The sequence below is a fragment of the Ralstonia sp. RL genome, from assembly GCF_001683835.1.
GTDB lineage: Bacteria > Pseudomonadota > Gammaproteobacteria > Burkholderiales > Burkholderiaceae > Ralstonia > Ralstonia mannitolilytica.
In genome coordinates, this window is record NZ_LWRX01000152.1 from 38953 (window position 1) to 56305 (window position 17353).

The window sequence follows — 17353 nt, forward strand, 5'->3', positions numbered from 1 at the left end:
GTCATGTTCAACGACATGGCGACGCGGGCCGTCGCCAACTCATCATGGCGCGATCGATGCTCCTGTCTTCGCTGATTCCGCAATTGCTGCCGCCCTCGCCGGCGACGGTGCCTCGCGCGGCGGCGCTGCCGGCACGCCAATATGTGTGCCTGCGCGTGACGGTGCCCGGCGATGCACCGCACGCGGTTCGGCGGCAGCTGCATGCGCTGCTTGGCGACACGCTTGGGCTGTACATCGTCCGGCATGACGCTCGCCGCAAGGCAGTCACGGTCGACCTCGAACTGCCGCATGCGGATGTCGACGCGGTAGTGGGCGCGCTGCTGCGTGGCCTGCCCCGCGCCACACTGGGCCGCATCACGCCGCTGAGCACGTCCCACAAACGCGCGCATACGCTGCTGCATTGAGGCGCGCCATGTTTTCGGGAATCTGGATTCCGCTGGTCACGCCGTTCCACCATGGCCAGGTCGACACCGCTGCCCTGCGGCGGCTGGTGCGCCATTACCAGGGCGCGGGCGTGTCGGGCTTCGTTGCGCTGGGCACGACCGGTGAAGCCGCGCTGCTCTCTCAGATCGAGCGCTACACCGTGCTGGAGGCCATCGCCGACGCTTGGGGCGACCGCACCCCTTTTCTGATCGGCGTAGGCGCGGCGGACACGCGCGAGGTGTGCGCGCAGATCCGTCATTACGAGCGCTGGAACAGCGCGGGCTACCTTGTTCCGCCGCCGTATTACGTGTGTCCATCGCAAGCCGGGGTGCACTGGCATTACACACAGGTGGCCGCCAGCACGGCGCGGCCCGTGGTGCTGTACAACGTGCCCAAGCGCACGGGCGTGTCGATCGCGCCTGCCACCGCACTGGCGCTGGCAGAGACCGCCAACATCGTCGCCATCAAGGAATGCGTGGCCGAGCAATTTGCCCAGCTCGAAGGCGGGCCGCTCGCTGTCCTGAGCGGCGATGACGGCGCGCTCCTCGACTGCCTCGCACATGGCGGCACCGGAGGCATCCTGGCGGGCGCCCACCTGCGCCCGGATCTGTTCGTGGCGTTGGTCGCGCACCATCGCGCGGGCCGCGTCGACGAAGCACGGCGCCTCGCCAGCGCGCTTGCGCCCTTGGCCGAGCTGCTGTTTGCCGAGCCGAACCCGGCGCCCGTCAAGGCGCTGCTGTCGGAGGCGGGCCACATTGCTGCCGATACGCGCGCGCCCCTCCTGCCGGTGTCGGAACCGCTGCGGCGCCGCCTGCGCGCAGCGGTGCACGGGCTCGACCACATAGGCGCCGGCGCGGGCTTCGACTTGCGAAAGGCCCCTCAGGCGCCCTTGTACCAAGACGCGTCGAACGGTGCCCCGCGATGCATGTAGCGCGTGCCGCGATGGTGTCGGCGCGCCTTGGCCGGTGCCGGGGCGTCCGGCTCGTCGATGGTCTCGCGCTCGGCCACGGTGCGCGCGCGGGGCTGCTGGACCTGCGAATAGATCCGCTGCTCCATCCGGTCACGTGCAGCCGCCACGCGGTCGGGCGACGCGGGCGCCTCGGCCGCAGGCGGCGCCTCCACCGGCGTCGAAGCATTGGCCGGAGTGGCGGCCACGGCCACGCTCATCGCGTTGCCCGCCTGGGCCGCCGTGGGCGTGTGGCTGGCGAGACTCTTCACCCAGGGCGCGTGGTACATCCCCACGTAGATCGCGCCCGTGACTGCGATGAACGCAGCCGCGACGCTGCCGAACGCGCCATCAAACACCGCGGCGGAAACGCGCCCCCAGAAGGGCTTGCGCTCGGCATCGGTCTGCTCCACGTCCGACACCTCGGTGGGGTCGACGTGCGTGGCGGCCAGATGCGACGGATCCGCGGCGTCCGGTGGCTGAGCAGTGATGGAAGCAGGCAAACGCATGGTGAACACTCGAAGTCATGGATCGGCAACCTCATCTGCGCCGATCGTGATTCGGAAACCGCCGTGTGTCGGCAACATGACAGGGCCGGCGGGCGATGAGCAGCTTTGCATAGCAAGTTTCCTGCCGGACTTTGTGCGTTGCCGCAATCGTCTGCAAACCCTTGTTCCACCGGGAAAAACGTCCGGGAACAGACGATTGGGCCGCCCAACGGCATGTCCGTGCGCGCATACAGCGGGTAGACTTTGCAAAGTTTACCGGGTGTGACACCGGAACCTGCCACCGACCCCTAGCCCTCAAGGAGAACAACGTGCGTTGGGATGACATGCGCGAGAGCAACAACGTCGAGGACGAACGCGCGTCCTCGGGGGGCGGCTTTGGCGGCGGCGGTATCCGCTTGGGCATCGGCGGCATCGCGGTGGTGGCCATCGTCGGTCTGCTGATGGGGAAGAACCCGCTTGAGATTCTCGGCATGGTGATGCAGGTGTCGCAGAATGCACCGGTGCAATCCGCGCCGGGCCCCGCGCGGCCCACCGGCGAAACCGACAACGACCGCAGCAAGGCGCTGGTCAGCCACGTGCTCGGCGATACCGAAGACACCTGGTCGCAGCTCTTCAAGCAGGCCGGGCGCGCGTATCAGCCGCCCAAGCTGGTGCTGTTCCGCCAGGGCATCCGGTCGGGTTGCGGAGACGCCACGTCGGCGGTCGGCCCGTTCTATTGCCCGGCGGATACGAAGGTGTACCTCGATCTCGGCTTCTTCGATGAACTCCGCCGCCGCTTCGGCGCCCCCGGCGACTTTGCCGCCGCGTACGTGGTCGCGCACGAAGTCGGACACCACGTGCAGAACCTGCTCGGCGTGTCGGAGAAGGTCAGCCGCGCGCAGGCGGGCAAGCCGGAGCGCGTCGCCAATGCGCTGTCGGTCAAGCTCGAACTGCAGGCCGACTGCCTGGCCGGTGTGTGGGGCCACTACGCGCAGCAGCGTGGCCTGCTCGAGCGCGGCGATCTGGAGCAGGCGCTCACCGCGGCGCACGCCATCGGCGACGACACGCTCCAGCGCAACGCGGGCCGCAGCGTCACGCCCGATGCGTTCACGCACGGCACCTCCGAGCAGCGCATGCACTGGTTCCGCCAGGGCTTCGATGGCGGCGACCTCCGCCAGTGCGACACATTCCGCACTGGCGCGGACGCCTGAGCGCAGACGAGGCGGGCATGCTGTCACGCATGCCCTGCAACGCGCTTTCCCGTCGCGCGATTCGCCCCCGGAAAAAAAAGGCGCGCCTTCCTGGAAGACACGCCCACCGGCGATCCGCAGTCGCCGTCCGTACAACGGCCGACTGAACGTTGTACAGATGCAGGGACGCCGCATTCGCCCATGCCGGGCGGCTGCAACGTCATGCTGCGATCGTAGAAACGCACACCGGGCGCCGCATCCACAAATTGGGGGATGAACCACCAAGTGCGCTGGGGGAAAGACCGGCTCAGCGACCGCCGCTGCAATCGAGCAGCGCGCCCGTCACGTACGACGCGGCATCGGAGAGCAGCCAGACGATCGTTTCCGCGACCTCCTCCGGCGTGCCGGGCCGGCCGATCGGCGTCGTGGCACCCAGGCGCCGCGCCCGATCGGGCTGGCCGCCGGAGGCGTGGATGTCGGTCTCGATCAGGCCGGGGCGCACGGCGTTGACGCGCACGCCGTCGCGGGCCAGCTCGCGCGCCAGGCCCAGCGTCATGGTGTCGACGGCGCCCTTGGATGCAGCGTAATCCACGTACTCGTGCGGCGAGCCCAGCCGCGACGCCGCCGACGACACGTTCACCACCGACCCGCCCACGCCGCCGCGCGAAGTCGACAGGCGCCGCGCCGCCTCGCGCGCCACCAGGAAGGCGCCCAGCACGTTCGTCTCGAACATCGTGCGCAGGCGATGCGTGGTCATGTCGGCCACGTCCTGCGCCTCGGCGACGATGCCGGCGTTGTTCACCACGCCATGCAGCGCGCCAAACCGCCCGGCCGCCGCTTCGAACAGCGCGATCACGTCTTCGTCGCTCGACACGTCGCCCTGCACGGCCAGCGCCTGCGCGCCGGCCTGCTCGATGAGGCCCACCGTCTCTTCGGCCGCCGCCCGGTTGCCGCGGTATTGCAACGCGACCGACCAGCCGCGTTGTGCGCAAAGTACCGCCGTGGCGCGGCCGATGCCGCGGCTGCCGCCGGTAATGACGATGGTCTTCGACATGCCGATCTCCGATGTGTTGTTGTGCTGGCATTGTGCCGGCCCCCCGGCATTTCGGCACCCAGGGAGATGTCCGAATCCGGCGAACCCCCTCCCCGTGACAGGGCTAGACTAGGTGCCAGTTCACCCCATCACCGCCATGCACCTCGACCACAACGCCTGCTACCACGCCGTGCGATCGCGCGACCGGCGCTTCGACGGCTGGTTCTTCGTGGGTGTGACGTCGACCGGCGTATATTGCCGGCCCGTCTGCGCGGTGCGCACGCCGCAACAGAAGAACTGCCGCTTCTTCGCCACGGCCGCCGCCGCCGAGCGCGCGGGCTTTCGCCCGTGCCTGCGCTGCCGGCCGGAACTGGCGCCCGGGCACAGCCTGGCCGAGATGTCGTCGGACCTGGCGCGCGCGGCGGCCCGCATGATCGACGAAGGCTTTCTGCAGGAACACGACCTCGCCGCACTGGCCGCCGCGGTGGGCGTGACGGATCGACACCTGCGCCGCATCTTCCGCGCCGAGTTCGACGTGTCGCCCATCGACTATGCGCAGACGCAGCGCCTGCTGCTGGCCAAGCGGCTGCTGACGGACACCGCCCTGCCGGTCGGCGAAGTAGCCTTTGCGGCGGGCTTTGGCAGCGTGCGGCGGCTGAACAGCGGCTTCACCGAACAGTACGGATTTGCGCCGACCCGCTTGCGGGCCCGCGCGGCCGCTGCGCGCTCGGAAGACGGGCCGACGCTCATGCTCGGCTACCGGCCGCCGTTTGCGTGGCATGCGCTGCTGGCCTTCCTGGGCGCACGCGCCGTCGAGGGCGTGGAGCAGGTCGACGCCGACAGCTATGCCCGTACCATCACCGTGGACTACGCCGGCATGCGCCACACCGGCTGGCTGCATGCGCGCAATGTGCCGCAGCGTCACGCGGTGGCGCTCACGCTGTCGCCGAGCCTGCTGCACGCGATACCGCCCGTGCTGGCCCGCGTGCGGCGCCTGTTCGACCTCGACTGCCGGCCCGACCTGGTCGATGGGCATCTGGGTGCGCTCGCTGCCGGCACGCCAGGGCTGCGCGTGCCTGGTGCCGTGGACGGCTTCGAGATTGCCGTGCGCGCCATCACCGGGCAGGTCGTTTCGTTGGCGCAAGCGCGGCGCATGCTCGGGCGGCTGACGGCCGCCTATGGCACACCGCTCGCGCAGCCCCGCGAAGGCGTGTCGACGGTGTTTCCGTCTGCGGCAACGCTGGCGCAAGTCGCGCCGAAGGCGCTGTCCACGCAGACCGGTCTGCAGGCGAGTCGCGCCGCTGCCGTGGTGCAGCTCGCGCGCGCCATCGACGCCGGCGACTTGCGCCTGGAGCCGCTGGTGCCGCTCGCCCCGACGCTGGCCGCACTGCAGGCGCTGCCCGGTGTCGGCGAATGGACGGCGCAATACGTTGCCATGCGGGCACTGGGCTGGCCCAACGCGTTTCCGCTGGGCGATTACGTGCTTCGCAAGCGCCTGGCCGATGCCCATGGCGCCTTGCCCACGCGCCGCGCCATGGTCGAACGCGCAGAACCGTGGGCGCCGTGGCGCGCCTATGCCGCCATGCACCTCTGGCACCGCGAGGACACCCTCGCCGAGACCGCTCCGGGTTGAATCCATGTACCGCCATACCTTCCGCTGTCCGCTCGGCGACCTGCTGCTGATTGCCACCGACACGCACCTGACCGGCGCGTTCTTCCCCGGCCAGAAGACGATTCCCGCGCACGCCGGTCGCATGCACGACGGCGCCGATGTGCCGATCGTGCGCGAGGCGCGGGCGCAGTTCGTGGCTTACTTCGCGGGCCGGCTGCGTGCGTTCGATCTGCCGATGGCGCCCGAGGGCACGCCGTTCCAGCAGGCGGTATGGCGGCAGCTGTGCGACATCGCCTTCGGCGATCGCACGACCTACGGCCAGATCACGGCGCGTCTTGGCGTGCCGCGCGAACATGCGCGCGCGGTCGGTACCGCAGTGGGCCGCAACCCGATCTCGATCGCCATCCCCTGCCATCGCGTGGTGGGTGCCGACGGCGCGCTCACGGGCTATGCCGGCGGCCTGCCGCGCAAGGCGGCGCTGCTGCGGCTCGAAGGCCATCCGGCGCAGGTCGGCGAACGCCTGCCCGTGCCCGCCGATGCCCGCCAGGGCGCGCTGGCATTCGCGCCTGCATGAAAAGCGAATCGAGCGGACAATGCACACCGCCCTTCACACAACACAACCATAACGAGACCCTCATGCGCCGCTCCGATGTGCTGGAACTGCTCACGCTCGCCGCCCTGTGGGGCGGTTCCTTTCTGTTCATGCGTGTGGCGGCACCGCCGTTCGGGCCGGTTCCCCTGATCGCGCTGCGCGTGACCATTGCCTCGTGCTTCCTGCTGCCGGTGCTGACATGGCGCGGCGGGCTGGGGGCGCTGCGCGCGCACTGGCCGCACATGCTGGCCGTGGGCGTGCTCAACTCGGCCATTCCGTTCTCGCTGTTCGCCTATGCCGAACTCACGCTGACGGCGGGCTTCACCTCGGTGCTGAACGCCGCCGCGCCGCTGTTCGCGGCCATCGTCGCGTTTGCGTGGCTGGGCGAGCGGATGTCGTCGCTGCGGATGCTGGGGCTCGCCATCGGGTTCGTCGGCGTGATCGTGTTGGTGGGCGGCTCCTCGGTCATCGATGCCAAGGAGGGCGGCATGGCGGTGGCGGCGGCGCTGTCGGCCACGGTGCTCTACGGCGTGGCCAGCAGCTACACCAAGCGTTTCCTGACGGGCGTGCCCGCCCTTGCGGTGGCCACCGGGAGCCAACTGGGCGCCACCATCGTGCTGGCCCCGCTCGCCTACTGGCTATGGCCTGCGCAAACGCCCACCGGCAGCGTGTGGCTGCATGTGATCGGGCTGGGCATCGCCTGCACGGGCGTCGCGTACATCCTGTTCTTCCGCCTGGTTGCGCATGTGGGCCCGACGCGCGCCGTGTCGGTCACCTTCCTGATCCCGGTGTTCGGCGTGCTGTGGGGCATCCTGTTCCTCGGCGAGCAGTTGACGCTGAACATGGTGATCGGCTGCGCCGTCATCCTGCTGGGCACGTCGCTGTCCACGGGCGTGCTGTCCTTTGGCAAACAGGCGAAGCCGAACGGCACGGAATCGGCCGACGCCAAGGACCATCTGCTGCGCTCCGGCCGCTGAGCGCGGCCCGGCCGCCGCTGGCCGCGCCGGCGGCACCGGGCCCTATGCCGGAATACGCTGATTTGTCGGCAACGCCGGAGATTTCAAATCCAAGGCGCCTATTAAGACATCCAATCGCCCGATTGCAAACTGAATGGTGAATCGCATTGCAATAAATACCGCACGCACAGGCACATGCTGAAAAATCTGCAAACGGCCTCATTGGCTGCGGTGGCGCGTCGACTTAAGGCCTTTAAACGTAGAACCAAGCGCCAAAGACATCGCCGGCATCGCACGCGATATTAACGATCCGATAATCGCCGTTCAGTAATCTGCATCACCAAAACCGGATTTCGCAGCGATTAACCGGATTTTCTGCGTTATGCTCGGCCACGGTCGATAAGGGGCGCGCAAGGGAATGGTGCCAGGCATTGCATTCCCGCTTGCCGGCGGATTGTCCGCTGCACGGGCCGACCACGCACGCTCCATCAAACACGTTGGATACGCGCATGCTGGACGTCTACCTGAACAAGCACCTGATCGGTCAACTGTCGTGCGGCCGCAGCGGTTGGGCGTTCGAATACGATGCTCGCTGGCAGGCTTCTGCGCAGGGCTTCGACTTGAGCCCGCACCTGCGCCGCAGCGCCGGCACGATCGCCGATACGGCAAAAGCGCAGCCGGTGCGCCACTTCTTTGAATACCTGCTGCCTGCACCCGCACGCGAAGCGCCCAAGGCCGCGGCTGCGGCGCTCGATCATTTTGCGCAGGCAGCACCGCATCTCGACGGCCCGTTGACGGTCGTGCCCGTCGGAGCCAAGCCTTCTCATGGCCACGCCGATGGGCTTTCGGAGCGCGACGTGGTTTTGCAGTTCCGGCAGACCATCGGCCGGCCGCAGCGCGCCACCTCCCTGCGCGTGGCGGAAACGCGTGCGCGCTACGGCAGCGACGTCGAGCGCGAGGCCGAAGCGATCCGCCTGCCGTTCCTCGCCTCGAACGGACTGCCGGTCTCGATGTGGCTCGGCCGGTTTTCGGCACCGGCCAATGCTGCGCAGTCGAGCCACTTCGTCCGGCTCGATCTTGGCGAAGGCGCCCCCTTGCCCTATGCGACCATCAATCACTGCTGGGCCACGCTGCTCGGGCGCAGCATCGGGCTGGAAACGCCGTTCATCGGCCTGCGACAGTTTCCGGAAACCGCCGCCGTGGTGCAGCGGCTCGATCGCACCCTGCGCTGCAAGAGCGACGATACGGCGCTCGTCCAGGCGCGCTATGTGGTGTCGGCGGTGCAGTTGCTGGGCCTTTCGCCGGAGCATCGGTTCTTGCCGATCACGGTGGAGCAGGTGTCTCAATGCGCGCGCCTGTGCGCCGACCCGGTAGCGGCCACGGCATCGCTGTTCCGCTGGATGGTGTTCTGCCTGCTGATCGGCGGACGCAACGCTTCGGCCGGCACGCTGCATTTCCATATCGGCGCCGACGGCATCCGGCTGGCCGCGCACGATCACCTCTTTTGTGCCGCCGTCTATGCGAACGAGTGGGATGCCCAGACGCTGTCACCCACGGCACAAGCACGTTACGACGCCATCGATCAGGACGCCCTGCTAGCGCTGGCCGACCACCTCGGCTACGACGCCAGCCAGGCACGCCGCGAACTGTTGCGCCTGATCAGCATGCTGGCACCGCAGTCGTCGTTCGTGGCGACGCATCTGTCGCAGGCGCTGGGCCATTCGCCGACACGGGCCGCGGAGGTCGACTTCCTCGCGCGCATCCATCGCCACGTTTCGGAAACGGCCCGGCGGCTGGGCGGGAAGGCCGCCGAAGTCTGAAGCGCCCACGCTAGAGCGCCGCGAGACTCACCGAGCCATAGTGCGGATACCCGTGCGCGGCCAGGGTATCCATGGCCTCGGCTTCGGCCCGTGCAAAGGCCAGGGCCAGGGCATCCGGCCCGCGGCTGCCGCTGGCAAACGCCTGATACGCCGCGAATGCCTCGCGCGGCGACACACCGGTGTGCTGCAGCACGCGCTGGGCGGCCTCCAGCGCCGCGCCAATCGCTGAATCGGCTGGCGGGGCATCGCTAAACGAGAGCTGCAGGCACATCGGCGTCATTCCGTTTGCGATTTCCAGTAGACCGCACACCCGAGCCAGTCTAGGCAAGCCCGCGGCCGGTGCCAACCTGCGCCGCTTCAGAATCCGCATCGATGACGGCGGAGCTGAATCCGATTGACGTCCGTGTTGGGCGACAAACGCCCTGGTCTATCCGGGCTGCCCCGGGGTGCGCACGGCTGCACGCAATTGCATAATCAGGACGTTTGACGAAGCAACGATATTGCATCAAACCCGTGCCACGCAAGGAGACCCCATGACCCTTCGCTCGACCCGCTTCAAGCGCACCGCGCTCGCCTGGCTGATTGCCGGGGTTGCGCTTCCCGCCTTCGCTCAAACCCCGTCCGCCGCGCCAGCCGCGGGCGGCATCGACGTCGCGCAGATCAAGCCGGCCGTCGACGCAGCGGTCAATGCCGAATACGGCCAGCTCGATGCGCTCTACAAGGACATCCACGCGCATCCGGAACTGGCGTTCCAGGAAACGCGCACCGCCGCCAAGCTGGCCGAGCAGATGCGCAAGATCGGCTTTGACGTGACGGAGCACGTCGGCAGGACGGGCGTGGTGGCGGTGTACCGCAACGGGACCGGCCCGACGATCCTGGTGCGTACCGAACTCGACGCGCTGCCGATGGAAGAGAAGACCGGCCTGCCCTATGCCAGCCACGTGCGGACGAAATGGAAGGGGGAGGACGTGGGCGTCGCACATAGCTGCGGGCACGATCTGCACATGGCATCGTGGGTCGGTACGGCCAAGACGCTGGTGTCGCTGAAGGACCGCTGGCACGGCACGCTGGTGTTCGTGGCCCAGCCGGCGGAAGAAACCGTATCGGGCGCGCAGAGCATGATCGACGACGGCTTCTTCAAGCGCTTCCCGAAACCTGACTATGCGTTTGCGCTGCATACGGGCCCGGGGCCGTATGGTTCGATCGTGTTCAACAGCGGCCCCGTCACGTCCAACTCCGACGGGCTGGAGATCACCTTCAAGGGCCGCGGCGGCCACGGCTCCGCGCCCGACAAGACGATCGACCCGGTGATGATGGCCGCGCGCTTCGTGGTCGACCTGCAAAGCGTGATCAGCCGCGAGAAGGATCCGCAGGAATTCGGTGTGGTCAGCATCGGCGCCATCCAGGGCGGCAGCGCCGAGAACATCATCCCCGACAGCGTGCTGCTGCGTGGCACGATCCGTTCGTACAAGCCGGCCGTGCGTCAGAAGATGCTCGACGGCATCCGCCGCACCGCCAAGGCCGTCACGGAGATGTCCGGCGCGCCCGAAGCCGACATCAAGATCACTGAGGGCGGCAAGGCCGTCAACAACGACCCGGCCGTGGTCGCGCGCACCGAGGCGATGTTCAAGACCGCCTTCGGCAACGACCGCGTGCTGCGCGTGCCGCCCATCACGGCCAGCGAAGATTTCTCGGCGTTTGTTGACGCGGGCATCCCGTCGATGTTCTTCTTCATCGGCGTAAATGATCCGCAGACGTTCCTTGCGTCGCTCAAGCCGGGCGCCAAGCCGCTGCCGACCAATCATTCGCCGCTGTTTGCGCCGGTGCCGGAGCCGTCCATCAAGACGGGCGTGACGGCGATGTCGCTGGCCGTGCTCAACGCGCTGCAGTGGAACAAGACGTCCGGCCAGTAAGCCGGCATTGAGGGGGCGCGGCGCCGCGGCGTCGCGCTTTTTTGTTGCACAGGAGGAGTCTCATGTTGAACCGCTTCATCCGCACGGGTGCCCTGCTGTTCTGCGCCGCCCTGGCCGCACCTGCCGTGGCCCACACCCAGACCAATCGCCTCGACGAGATCATCGCGCGCGGCACGCTGCGCGTCGGCACCACTGGCGACTACAAGCCCTTCAGCTACAAGAACCCGGCAGACGGCCGCTTCATCGGCCTCGACGTGGAGATGGGCGAAAGCCTGGCCAAGGCGCTGGGCGTGAAGCTGGAAGTCGTGCCGACCACGTGGTCCACGCTGATGCAGGACTTTGCGGCGGACCGTTATGACATCGCCATGAGCGGGGTGTCTGTCACGCTCGATCGGCAGAAGAAGGCGTTCTATTCGATTCCGTATCAGCGCGATGGCAAGACGCCAATCACCCGCTGCGAGAACCAGGCGAAGTTCCAGACGCTGGCGCAGATCGACCAGCCGAACGTGCGCGCCATCGTCAACCCGGGCGGCACCAACGAGAAGTTTGCACGCGCGAACCTGAAGCAGGCGCAGATCCGGGTGTATCCGGACAACGTGACGATCTTCAACGAGATCGTGGCAGGCCGCGCCGACCTGATGATGACCGACGCGGTCGAAACCAAGCTGCAGCAGAAGCTGCATCCGGAACTGTGCGCGGTGCACCCGGAGGCGCCGTTCGATTTCTCGGAGAAGGCCTACCTGCTGCCGCGCGACGTCGTGTTCAAGAACTTCGTCGACCAGTGGCTGCGCCAGACGATCGAGAGCGGCGAATTTGCCAAGCGCTTCGATGCGTGGCTCGCGTATCCGTGGACCGCGGCCGCCAGGTAAGCGCGGCTAAGACAGGGCGGTGCGCGGCAGCCGCGCCTTCGCGGCAAGGGCCCGCATGCAAAAGCACCGCGGCCCTGGCCGGCAACCGGGCCACGAGAGCGAAAAATCGCGAGGATGTGCGCATCCGCACGCGGCGTGGCACGCAGCACGGGCTCGCCACGCGTCCACGCTGTCAGTGCAGGCGCGTCCGATCGCCGTGCTGCAACGCGAGCGCGTCGCGCAGCAGCGCATCGGTCATGTCGCGGCCCAGCAGCGCCGGGTCGAAGCGCGCCGAGAACCGCGTGGAGCACGATTCCACCTGCAGCACCACCTGGCCGGGCGGCAGCAGTTCGATGTCGACGTGGATATCCTCGTCGCCTTCGGTAAAGGAATGCAGCAGCGTGAGCGCACGATAGCCGTCAGCGCGTTCCACGGCGGCTTCCGTCCACGCCGGCGCCAGTAGCGCACAGTTGACCAGCGCTTCCGGTTCGTCCGGCCGATACAGGTGCAGCCCCATCATGGTCGAAGCGGCGCCGGCCACATTCGCCCACTCGGCTGCCGGAATCAGATCGCCCAGCAGGCGGACATCGTCCACGGCGGCATCGCTCTGTACAAACGCTGCGCCGAGGAAGAACGCGGTTTCATCGCGAAAGCCGCCTGCCACGGTGTTGCGCCACAGGCGATGACTGGACCTGGCGCCCAGCGCCACCTGCGACAGCACCTTGGCCGCGCGTGCGCCGTCCGCGCCGGACCACTGCTCCACCGCGCCGTGCGAGAACAGGCGGTCCGCCATGACGAGGCCCACCCCCTGCGGCAACGCGCGCGCTTCCAGCCACTTGCCCAGCACATGCACACCGCTAAACGGCATGTCCGGGCGCCCGATCGCGTGCGCGCGCACGCGGCCGTTTTCCGGCACGTGAAACGGCAGCGCAAACAGTCTCGCCTGGTAGGCGACGCCGTCGATTTCGAAACGGGCAATGGAACCAGAGGTAATGGACATGGGACCTTCCTGACTGCAGTGGGCGCGAAACGTCGCCCGTACCTGCATCAACGACCATCCGCCCGGAAGGTTTAGCGGCAAACCGCCCCACCGTGGGGAGGGGAATCCCCATGTGTGAAATGCAATGCAACAAAGCGGGGCGTGTGCGCCGGGAATTTTCGTACTGCCGCGTAGTCAGACTTCCGCATTAAGGGTTATCCCGCATCGCATATTTGTGTGTCAAATCAATGACTTAGACGCAGATGCAGGTGCCTGGTGCAGCACAATTGTTCTTGTTTTTTGAACAAAGAGTTTAAGAGAACTGCTTTTTTCCCTTTCGAGCAACGACTAAGCTTATGCCATCGCGTTACCGCACTGCAGCAAACCTGCTCGTGCGCAAGCGCTTCCCCCCAGACTGTGGAGCTCATCATGAAGACCAAGAACCTGATCCTCGCCTCGCTGATCGCTGTTGCCGCCGTTCCCGCCTTTGCTGCCGGCGTGCAAAGCCAAGACCCGTACACCAACGGCCAGGCCGTCACCAAGGCCGACCCGTACACCGACGGCGCCCGCGTGAGCAAGGCTGATCCGTACACGGACGGCGCTCTGCGCAAGGCCGACCCCTACACCGACGGCCAACTGCGCAAGGCCGATCCGTACACCGATGGCGCCCTGGTCGGCAAGGCTGACCCGTTCACCGACGGCCAATAAGCGGTTCGTCCTGACGTCTCTCCCTCCCCGATGCCGCGCGCCCGAGTGGGCGCCGGTACCGGCTTACCGAAGCGGCCTTCTGGCCGCTTTTTTTTTTGAGGCCTCCGCCCGCGGGCTTCTATATGGCAAGTCCGGATTTCCCCCCTCTCAAGCCCGGTGACGCACGTCCGATAACAGTGGTGTATCCCATTGGCAGGCGGCGTTCCTTTGCGCGAACCGCCCTGTCTCGACGCTCGACACCACTCTATGCGCAAGCGCATTGCCATCGAAGACCTGCGGGTTGGCATGTACCTCGACGAATTCGTCGGCTCGTGGCTCGACCACCCGTTCTGGCGAGCGCGCTTTCGCGTGGAAGACGCCGCCCAGCTGCAACGCCTGCGCACCAGCGGCGTGCGGGAGGTCTGGATCGACACCGCCCGCGGCACCGATGTGGCAGCCGCACGTGCCGTGCCCACGGCAATGGCGCCGCCCACCCCGCCGGCAACACTGGCAGGCGCCACCATCGCACCCCGCGCGATCACGCGCGCAGAGGAAATGCGCCACGCGGCCCGCCTCATCAGCAAGGCTGAAGCGGCCGTGCAGGCGATGTTTGCCGACGCGCGCATGGGCCGCACAGTCGAAGCGCGCGACGCATTGCCGCTGGTGGAAGCGATTTCAAGCTCGGTCGACCGCCACCCCGGCGCCCTCACGAGCCTGGTGCGCCTGAAGACCAAGGACCGCTATACCTTCTTGCACTCCGTGGCGGTTTGCGCGCTCATGGTGGCGCTCGGCCGGCAGCTCGGGCTGTCCGATGACGAGGTACGCGACGCGGGGCTGGCGGGCTTGCTGCATGACATCGGCAAGATTGCCATTCCGCCCGAGGTGCTGAACAAGCCGGGGGCGCTCACGGCAGAAGAATTCCGCAGCGTGACCACGCACCCGCAAGCCGGCTACGACATCCTCGTCGGCGACAGCAACATGTGCGAGGTTGCCCTCGACGTCTGCCTGCACCATCACGAACGCATGGACGGGACGGGCTACCCGCACAAGCTGGCCGGGGACGGCATCTCGCTGTTCGCGCGCATGGGAGCGATCTGCGATGTGTATGACGCGATCACGTCGGACCGCCCGTACAAGAAAGCCTGGGGGGCCGCCTACGCGGTGCAGCGCATGGTCGAGTGGCGCGGCAACCATTTCGACCCGGTGGTCTTCAACGCCTTCGTGAAAAGCGTGGGCATCTACCCGGTGGGCTCGCTGGTGCGGCTGCGCTCGGGGCGGTTGGCGGTGGTCATGCAGCATGCGCCCGGCGCGTTGCTCACGCCCACGGTCAAGGTATTCTTCTCCATATCGTCGGGTACGCGGATTGCGCCCGAGGTGATCGACCTGGCGCAGACAGGCGACCAGATTGTCTCAAGAGAAGAACCCCGGGACTGGGGCCTGACCGACCTCGACGCACTTTGGATGCACGGCGACTGATCCGTAGTTTGCGCTTCCGGCGCTGCCTCATGTGGATGGCGTGGCTGGCGCTGAGCACATCTGCATTGGCGCAGGATCCGCTGCGCATCGGTTCCAAACGCTTTACCGAGTCGTACGTGCTGGGGGAAATCCTCTCGCAGACGGCCGCCCCGCATGGCCCTGCCCAACACGTGCCGGGCCTCGGCAACACCGCCATCGTCTTCGCCGCGCTCAAGAACGGCAGCATCGACGTCTACCCCGATTACCTCGGCACCATCGCCGCTGAAGTCCTGCGTCTGCCGGCTGCGCAAGCCGCCAATCCGGATCAGGCTGCGCTGCTGGCCGACGTCAATCGTGCGCTTGCACCGTTGGGGCTCGCCGCCGGCGTGCCGCTGGGCTTTGAAGACACCTACGCGCTGGCCATGCGCGAGGCCGACGCCGAACGCGCACACATCCGCACGTTGGCCGATCTGGCCACGCACCCGGCGCTGCGCCTTGGCTTGTCGCATGAATTCCTCGGCCGCGCGGACGGCTGGCCGGCGATCGCCGCACATTACAAGCTGCCGCAGCGTCCGACTGGCCTCGATCACGGCGTCGCTTACGACGCGCTGCGCGCCAGCCAGGTCGACGTGATCGACATCTACTCGACCGACGCCAGGATCCGCGGCGAACAGTTGCGCGTGCTCGACGATCCCGCGCACATTTTCCCGCGCTACGACGCCGTGCTGCTCTATCGCGCCGACGTTGCGCGACGGCACGCTGCGCAATGGCAGGCGATTGGCGCGCTGGCCCGCCGCATCCAGCGCGACGACATGATTGCCATGAACGCGGCGGTAGAGCTCGAGGGCAAGTCGTTCTCGCAAGTCGCGCGGCAGTTTCTGGCCGGCCATGGCGATGTACCTGCGGCCACACCCACACGAGGGTTCTTCACGCAGCTGACCGATGACCTGTGGCGCCTCACCCAGCGCCACCTGGCGCTGGTGGGCATTTCCACGGGCGTGGCCGTCCTGCTTGGCGTGCCGCTCGGGCTCATGGCGGCGCGGCGGCCGATCAAGCAGCCGATCCTGGCCATGGTGGGCGTGCTGCAGACAATTCCGTCGCTGGCGCTGCTGGCGATGCTGATCCCGGTCGTCGGGTCGATCGGCGTGGTGCCGGCGCTGATTACGTTGGCCGTGTACGCGCTGCTGCCGATCGTGCGCAACACCATCGTCGGACTGGAGCAGGTGCCCGCAGGCCTGCGCGATGCCGCCCTGGCGCTGGGCTTCACGCCATCCCAGCGCACGCGCGTGGTCGATCTGCCGCTGGCGCTGCCCGTCATCCTGGCGGGCGTCAAGACAGCGGCCGTCATCAGCGTGGGCACGGCGACCATCGCTGCGTTCATCGGCGCTGGCGGCTACGGCGAGCGCATCGCCACCGGGCTCGCCCTGAACGACAGCGCAACGCTGCTGGCAGGCGCCATCCCCGCCGCAGTGCTGGCACTGGCGGTGCAAGGCGCGTTCGAACTCGCCGAATGGTGGTTGCGGCGGCACGGCGACACCCCACTCCGGTAACAAGCGCGGGCGCGGGCGTTCCATTACCATGCGGCCTGACCTCAGCCGCGCCGGACCTCTCGCCCATGACCACGCTTTCGTTTTCCACCGCCCTGCTCGTCGCGGCGGCCGGCGTCTATGCCGGCGCGCAGAATGCGCTGGCCGGCGGTGGGTCGTTCATCACGTTTCCCGCGCTGCTGCTGGCGGGGCTCAACCCGCTGGCGGCCAACATGACGTCGACGATTGCGCTGTTCCCGAGCCAGATCACCTCATCGATTGCCGGACGCAAGCTGGCCGGCGGCGTCGATGCCGACGCGCATCATCTCTCGCTCAAGCAACTCATCGTCATCAGCCTGATCGGCGGCGTGCTCGGCGCGCTGTTGCTGCTGGCGACACCGCCGTCGTTCTTCGCCAAGCTGGTGCCCTACCTGGTGCTGTTTGCGACGACCGTGTTTGCGTGGGGCAGCTTCCGCCGCAAGCCGTTGCACGCGACGGCGGGCATGTCGACCACGACGCTGGCGGCCATCCAGTTTGCGATTGCGATCTACGGCGGCTACTTCGGCGGCGGCATCGGCTTTCTCATGCTGGCGGCGCTCACCGTGGCGGGCCAGCAAGTGCGCACGGCGGGCGCTACCAAGAACGTGCTTGCCATGACGATGAATGCATCCGCGGTGGCGGTGTTTGCGTTCTCGCCGCGGGTCGACTGGGCGGCGGTGTTGGCGCTCGCCATTGGCGGCATCGCGGGCGGTTTTGCCGGGGCGTGGCTGCTGCACCGGCTGCCCGAAAAGGTGCTGCGCGGCTTTGTGGTTGTCGTGGGGGCGGTCCTGACGGTCTGGCTGTTCGTACGGGCCTGAGCCGCCGATCGGCGTTGTCTGACACCGG

Annotated in this window: 17 protein-coding genes; 13 read left to right on the forward strand and 4 right to left on the reverse strand. The window is 67.6% G+C overall.

Going from position 1 to position 17353, the window contains the following annotated elements; genetic code table 11:
- Nucleotides 1–56 precede the first annotated feature (56 nt).
- Complete coding sequence (locus A6M56_RS15040; RefSeq protein ID WP_102080064.1) at nucleotides 57–404, forward strand: hypothetical protein; 348 nt, start codon at nucleotides 57–59, stop codon at nucleotides 402–404.
- A gap of 8 nt (nucleotides 405–412) precedes the next feature.
- Nucleotides 413–1354 (forward strand): 4-hydroxy-tetrahydrodipicolinate synthase, encoded by a 942-nt coding sequence (dapA, locus tag A6M56_RS15045; RefSeq protein ID WP_102080065.1) that lies wholly within the window; start codon nucleotides 413–415, stop codon nucleotides 1352–1354.
- Here dapA and A6M56_RS15050 read toward each other — a convergent pair.
- Nucleotides 1303–1878 carry a hypothetical protein gene (locus A6M56_RS15050; RefSeq protein ID WP_045787539.1) on the reverse strand — a complete coding sequence of 192 codons (576 nt, stop codon included), beginning with the start codon at nucleotides 1876–1878 and terminating at the stop codon, nucleotides 1303–1305. The genes dapA and A6M56_RS15050 overlap by 52 nt on opposite strands.
- A 308-nt stretch (nucleotides 1879–2186) precedes the next feature.
- Here A6M56_RS15050 and ypfJ point away from each other — a divergent pair, with 308 nt between their 5' ends.
- Nucleotides 2187–3068 carry a KPN_02809 family neutral zinc metallopeptidase gene (gene ypfJ, locus A6M56_RS15055; RefSeq protein ID WP_045787540.1) on the forward strand — a complete coding sequence of 294 codons (882 nt, stop codon included), beginning with the start codon at nucleotides 2187–2189 and terminating at the stop codon, nucleotides 3066–3068.
- Between the two features lie 286 nt (nucleotides 3069–3354).
- Here the strand turns inward: ypfJ and A6M56_RS15060 are convergent, their stop codons facing one another.
- Nucleotides 3355–4101 carry an SDR family oxidoreductase gene (locus tag A6M56_RS15060; protein WP_045787541.1) on the reverse strand — a complete coding sequence of 249 codons (747 nt, stop codon included), beginning with the start codon at nucleotides 4099–4101 and terminating at the stop codon, nucleotides 3355–3357.
- A 136-nt stretch (nucleotides 4102–4237) separates the two neighbouring features.
- On the opposite strand from A6M56_RS15060, the gene A6M56_RS15065 reads away from it, so the two are divergent.
- From A6M56_RS15065 to A6M56_RS15080, 4 genes are all read left to right on the forward strand, one after another.
- Complete coding sequence (locus tag A6M56_RS15065; protein WP_102080066.1) at nucleotides 4238–5713, forward strand: DNA-3-methyladenine glycosylase 2 family protein; 1476 nt, start codon at nucleotides 4238–4240, stop codon at nucleotides 5711–5713.
- A 4-nt stretch (nucleotides 5714–5717) separates the two neighbouring features.
- Nucleotides 5718–6266, forward strand: a complete 549-nt coding sequence (locus tag A6M56_RS15070; protein WP_062737887.1) for a methylated-DNA--[protein]-cysteine S-methyltransferase — start codon at nucleotides 5718–5720, stop codon at nucleotides 6264–6266.
- A 62-nt stretch (nucleotides 6267–6328) separates the two neighbouring features.
- The gene (locus A6M56_RS15075; RefSeq protein ID WP_045787544.1) at nucleotides 6329–7261 is read left to right on the forward strand and encodes a DMT family transporter; all 933 of its coding nucleotides are present in this window, start codon (nucleotides 6329–6331) and stop codon (nucleotides 7259–7261) included.
- 488 nt (nucleotides 7262–7749) lie between these two features.
- Entirely contained in the window at nucleotides 7750–9060 is a 1311-nt protein-coding gene (locus A6M56_RS15080) for a HipA N-terminal domain-containing protein (protein ID WP_102080067.1), read from the forward strand.
- A 10-nt stretch (nucleotides 9061–9070) separates the two neighbouring features.
- On the opposite strand, the gene A6M56_RS15085 is transcribed toward A6M56_RS15080, so the two are convergent.
- Nucleotides 9071–9340: a hypothetical protein gene (locus A6M56_RS15085; RefSeq protein WP_045787546.1), complete on the reverse strand. Its 270-nt coding sequence runs from the start codon at nucleotides 9338–9340 to the stop codon at nucleotides 9071–9073.
- Nucleotides 9341–9593: 253 nt separating this feature from the next.
- Between A6M56_RS15085 and A6M56_RS15090 the strand changes: the two genes are divergently transcribed.
- Nucleotides 9594–10973, forward strand: a complete 1380-nt coding sequence (locus A6M56_RS15090) for a M20 family metallopeptidase (protein WP_045787547.1) — start codon at nucleotides 9594–9596, stop codon at nucleotides 10971–10973.
- 62 nt (nucleotides 10974–11035) lie between these two features.
- On the forward strand, nucleotides 11036–11842 hold the full coding sequence (locus A6M56_RS15095) for a transporter substrate-binding domain-containing protein (RefSeq protein ID WP_045787548.1): 807 nt from the start codon (nucleotides 11036–11038) through the stop codon (nucleotides 11840–11842).
- A 172-nt stretch (nucleotides 11843–12014) separates the two neighbouring features.
- Here the strand turns inward: A6M56_RS15095 and A6M56_RS15100 are convergent, their stop codons facing one another.
- Complete coding sequence (locus A6M56_RS15100) at nucleotides 12015–12821, reverse strand: hypothetical protein (RefSeq protein WP_045787549.1); 807 nt, start codon at nucleotides 12819–12821, stop codon at nucleotides 12015–12017.
- A 408-nt stretch (nucleotides 12822–13229) separates the two neighbouring features.
- Between A6M56_RS15100 and A6M56_RS15105 the strand changes: the two genes are divergently transcribed.
- The 4 genes from A6M56_RS15105 to A6M56_RS15120 all read left to right on the forward strand — a co-directional run bounded on the left by A6M56_RS15105 (nucleotide 13230) and on the right by A6M56_RS15120 (nucleotide 17325).
- A complete protein-coding gene (locus tag A6M56_RS15105) occupies nucleotides 13230–13508 on the forward strand; it encodes a hypothetical protein (protein ID WP_062737889.1) in 279 nt (92 codons plus the stop codon).
- Between the two features lie 246 nt (nucleotides 13509–13754).
- Nucleotides 13755–14963, forward strand: a complete 1209-nt coding sequence (locus A6M56_RS15110) for an HD-GYP domain-containing protein (RefSeq protein WP_062737890.1) — start codon at nucleotides 13755–13757, stop codon at nucleotides 14961–14963.
- Entirely contained in the window at nucleotides 14945–16492 is a 1548-nt protein-coding gene (locus tag A6M56_RS15115; RefSeq protein WP_102080068.1) for an ABC transporter permease/substrate-binding protein, read from the forward strand. Before A6M56_RS15110 ends, A6M56_RS15115 begins: the two co-directional genes overlap by 19 nt.
- A gap of 65 nt (nucleotides 16493–16557) precedes the next feature.
- The gene (locus tag A6M56_RS15120) at nucleotides 16558–17325 is read left to right on the forward strand and encodes a sulfite exporter TauE/SafE family protein (protein WP_102080069.1); all 768 of its coding nucleotides are present in this window, start codon (nucleotides 16558–16560) and stop codon (nucleotides 17323–17325) included.
- Nucleotides 17326–17353 lie beyond the last annotated feature (28 nt).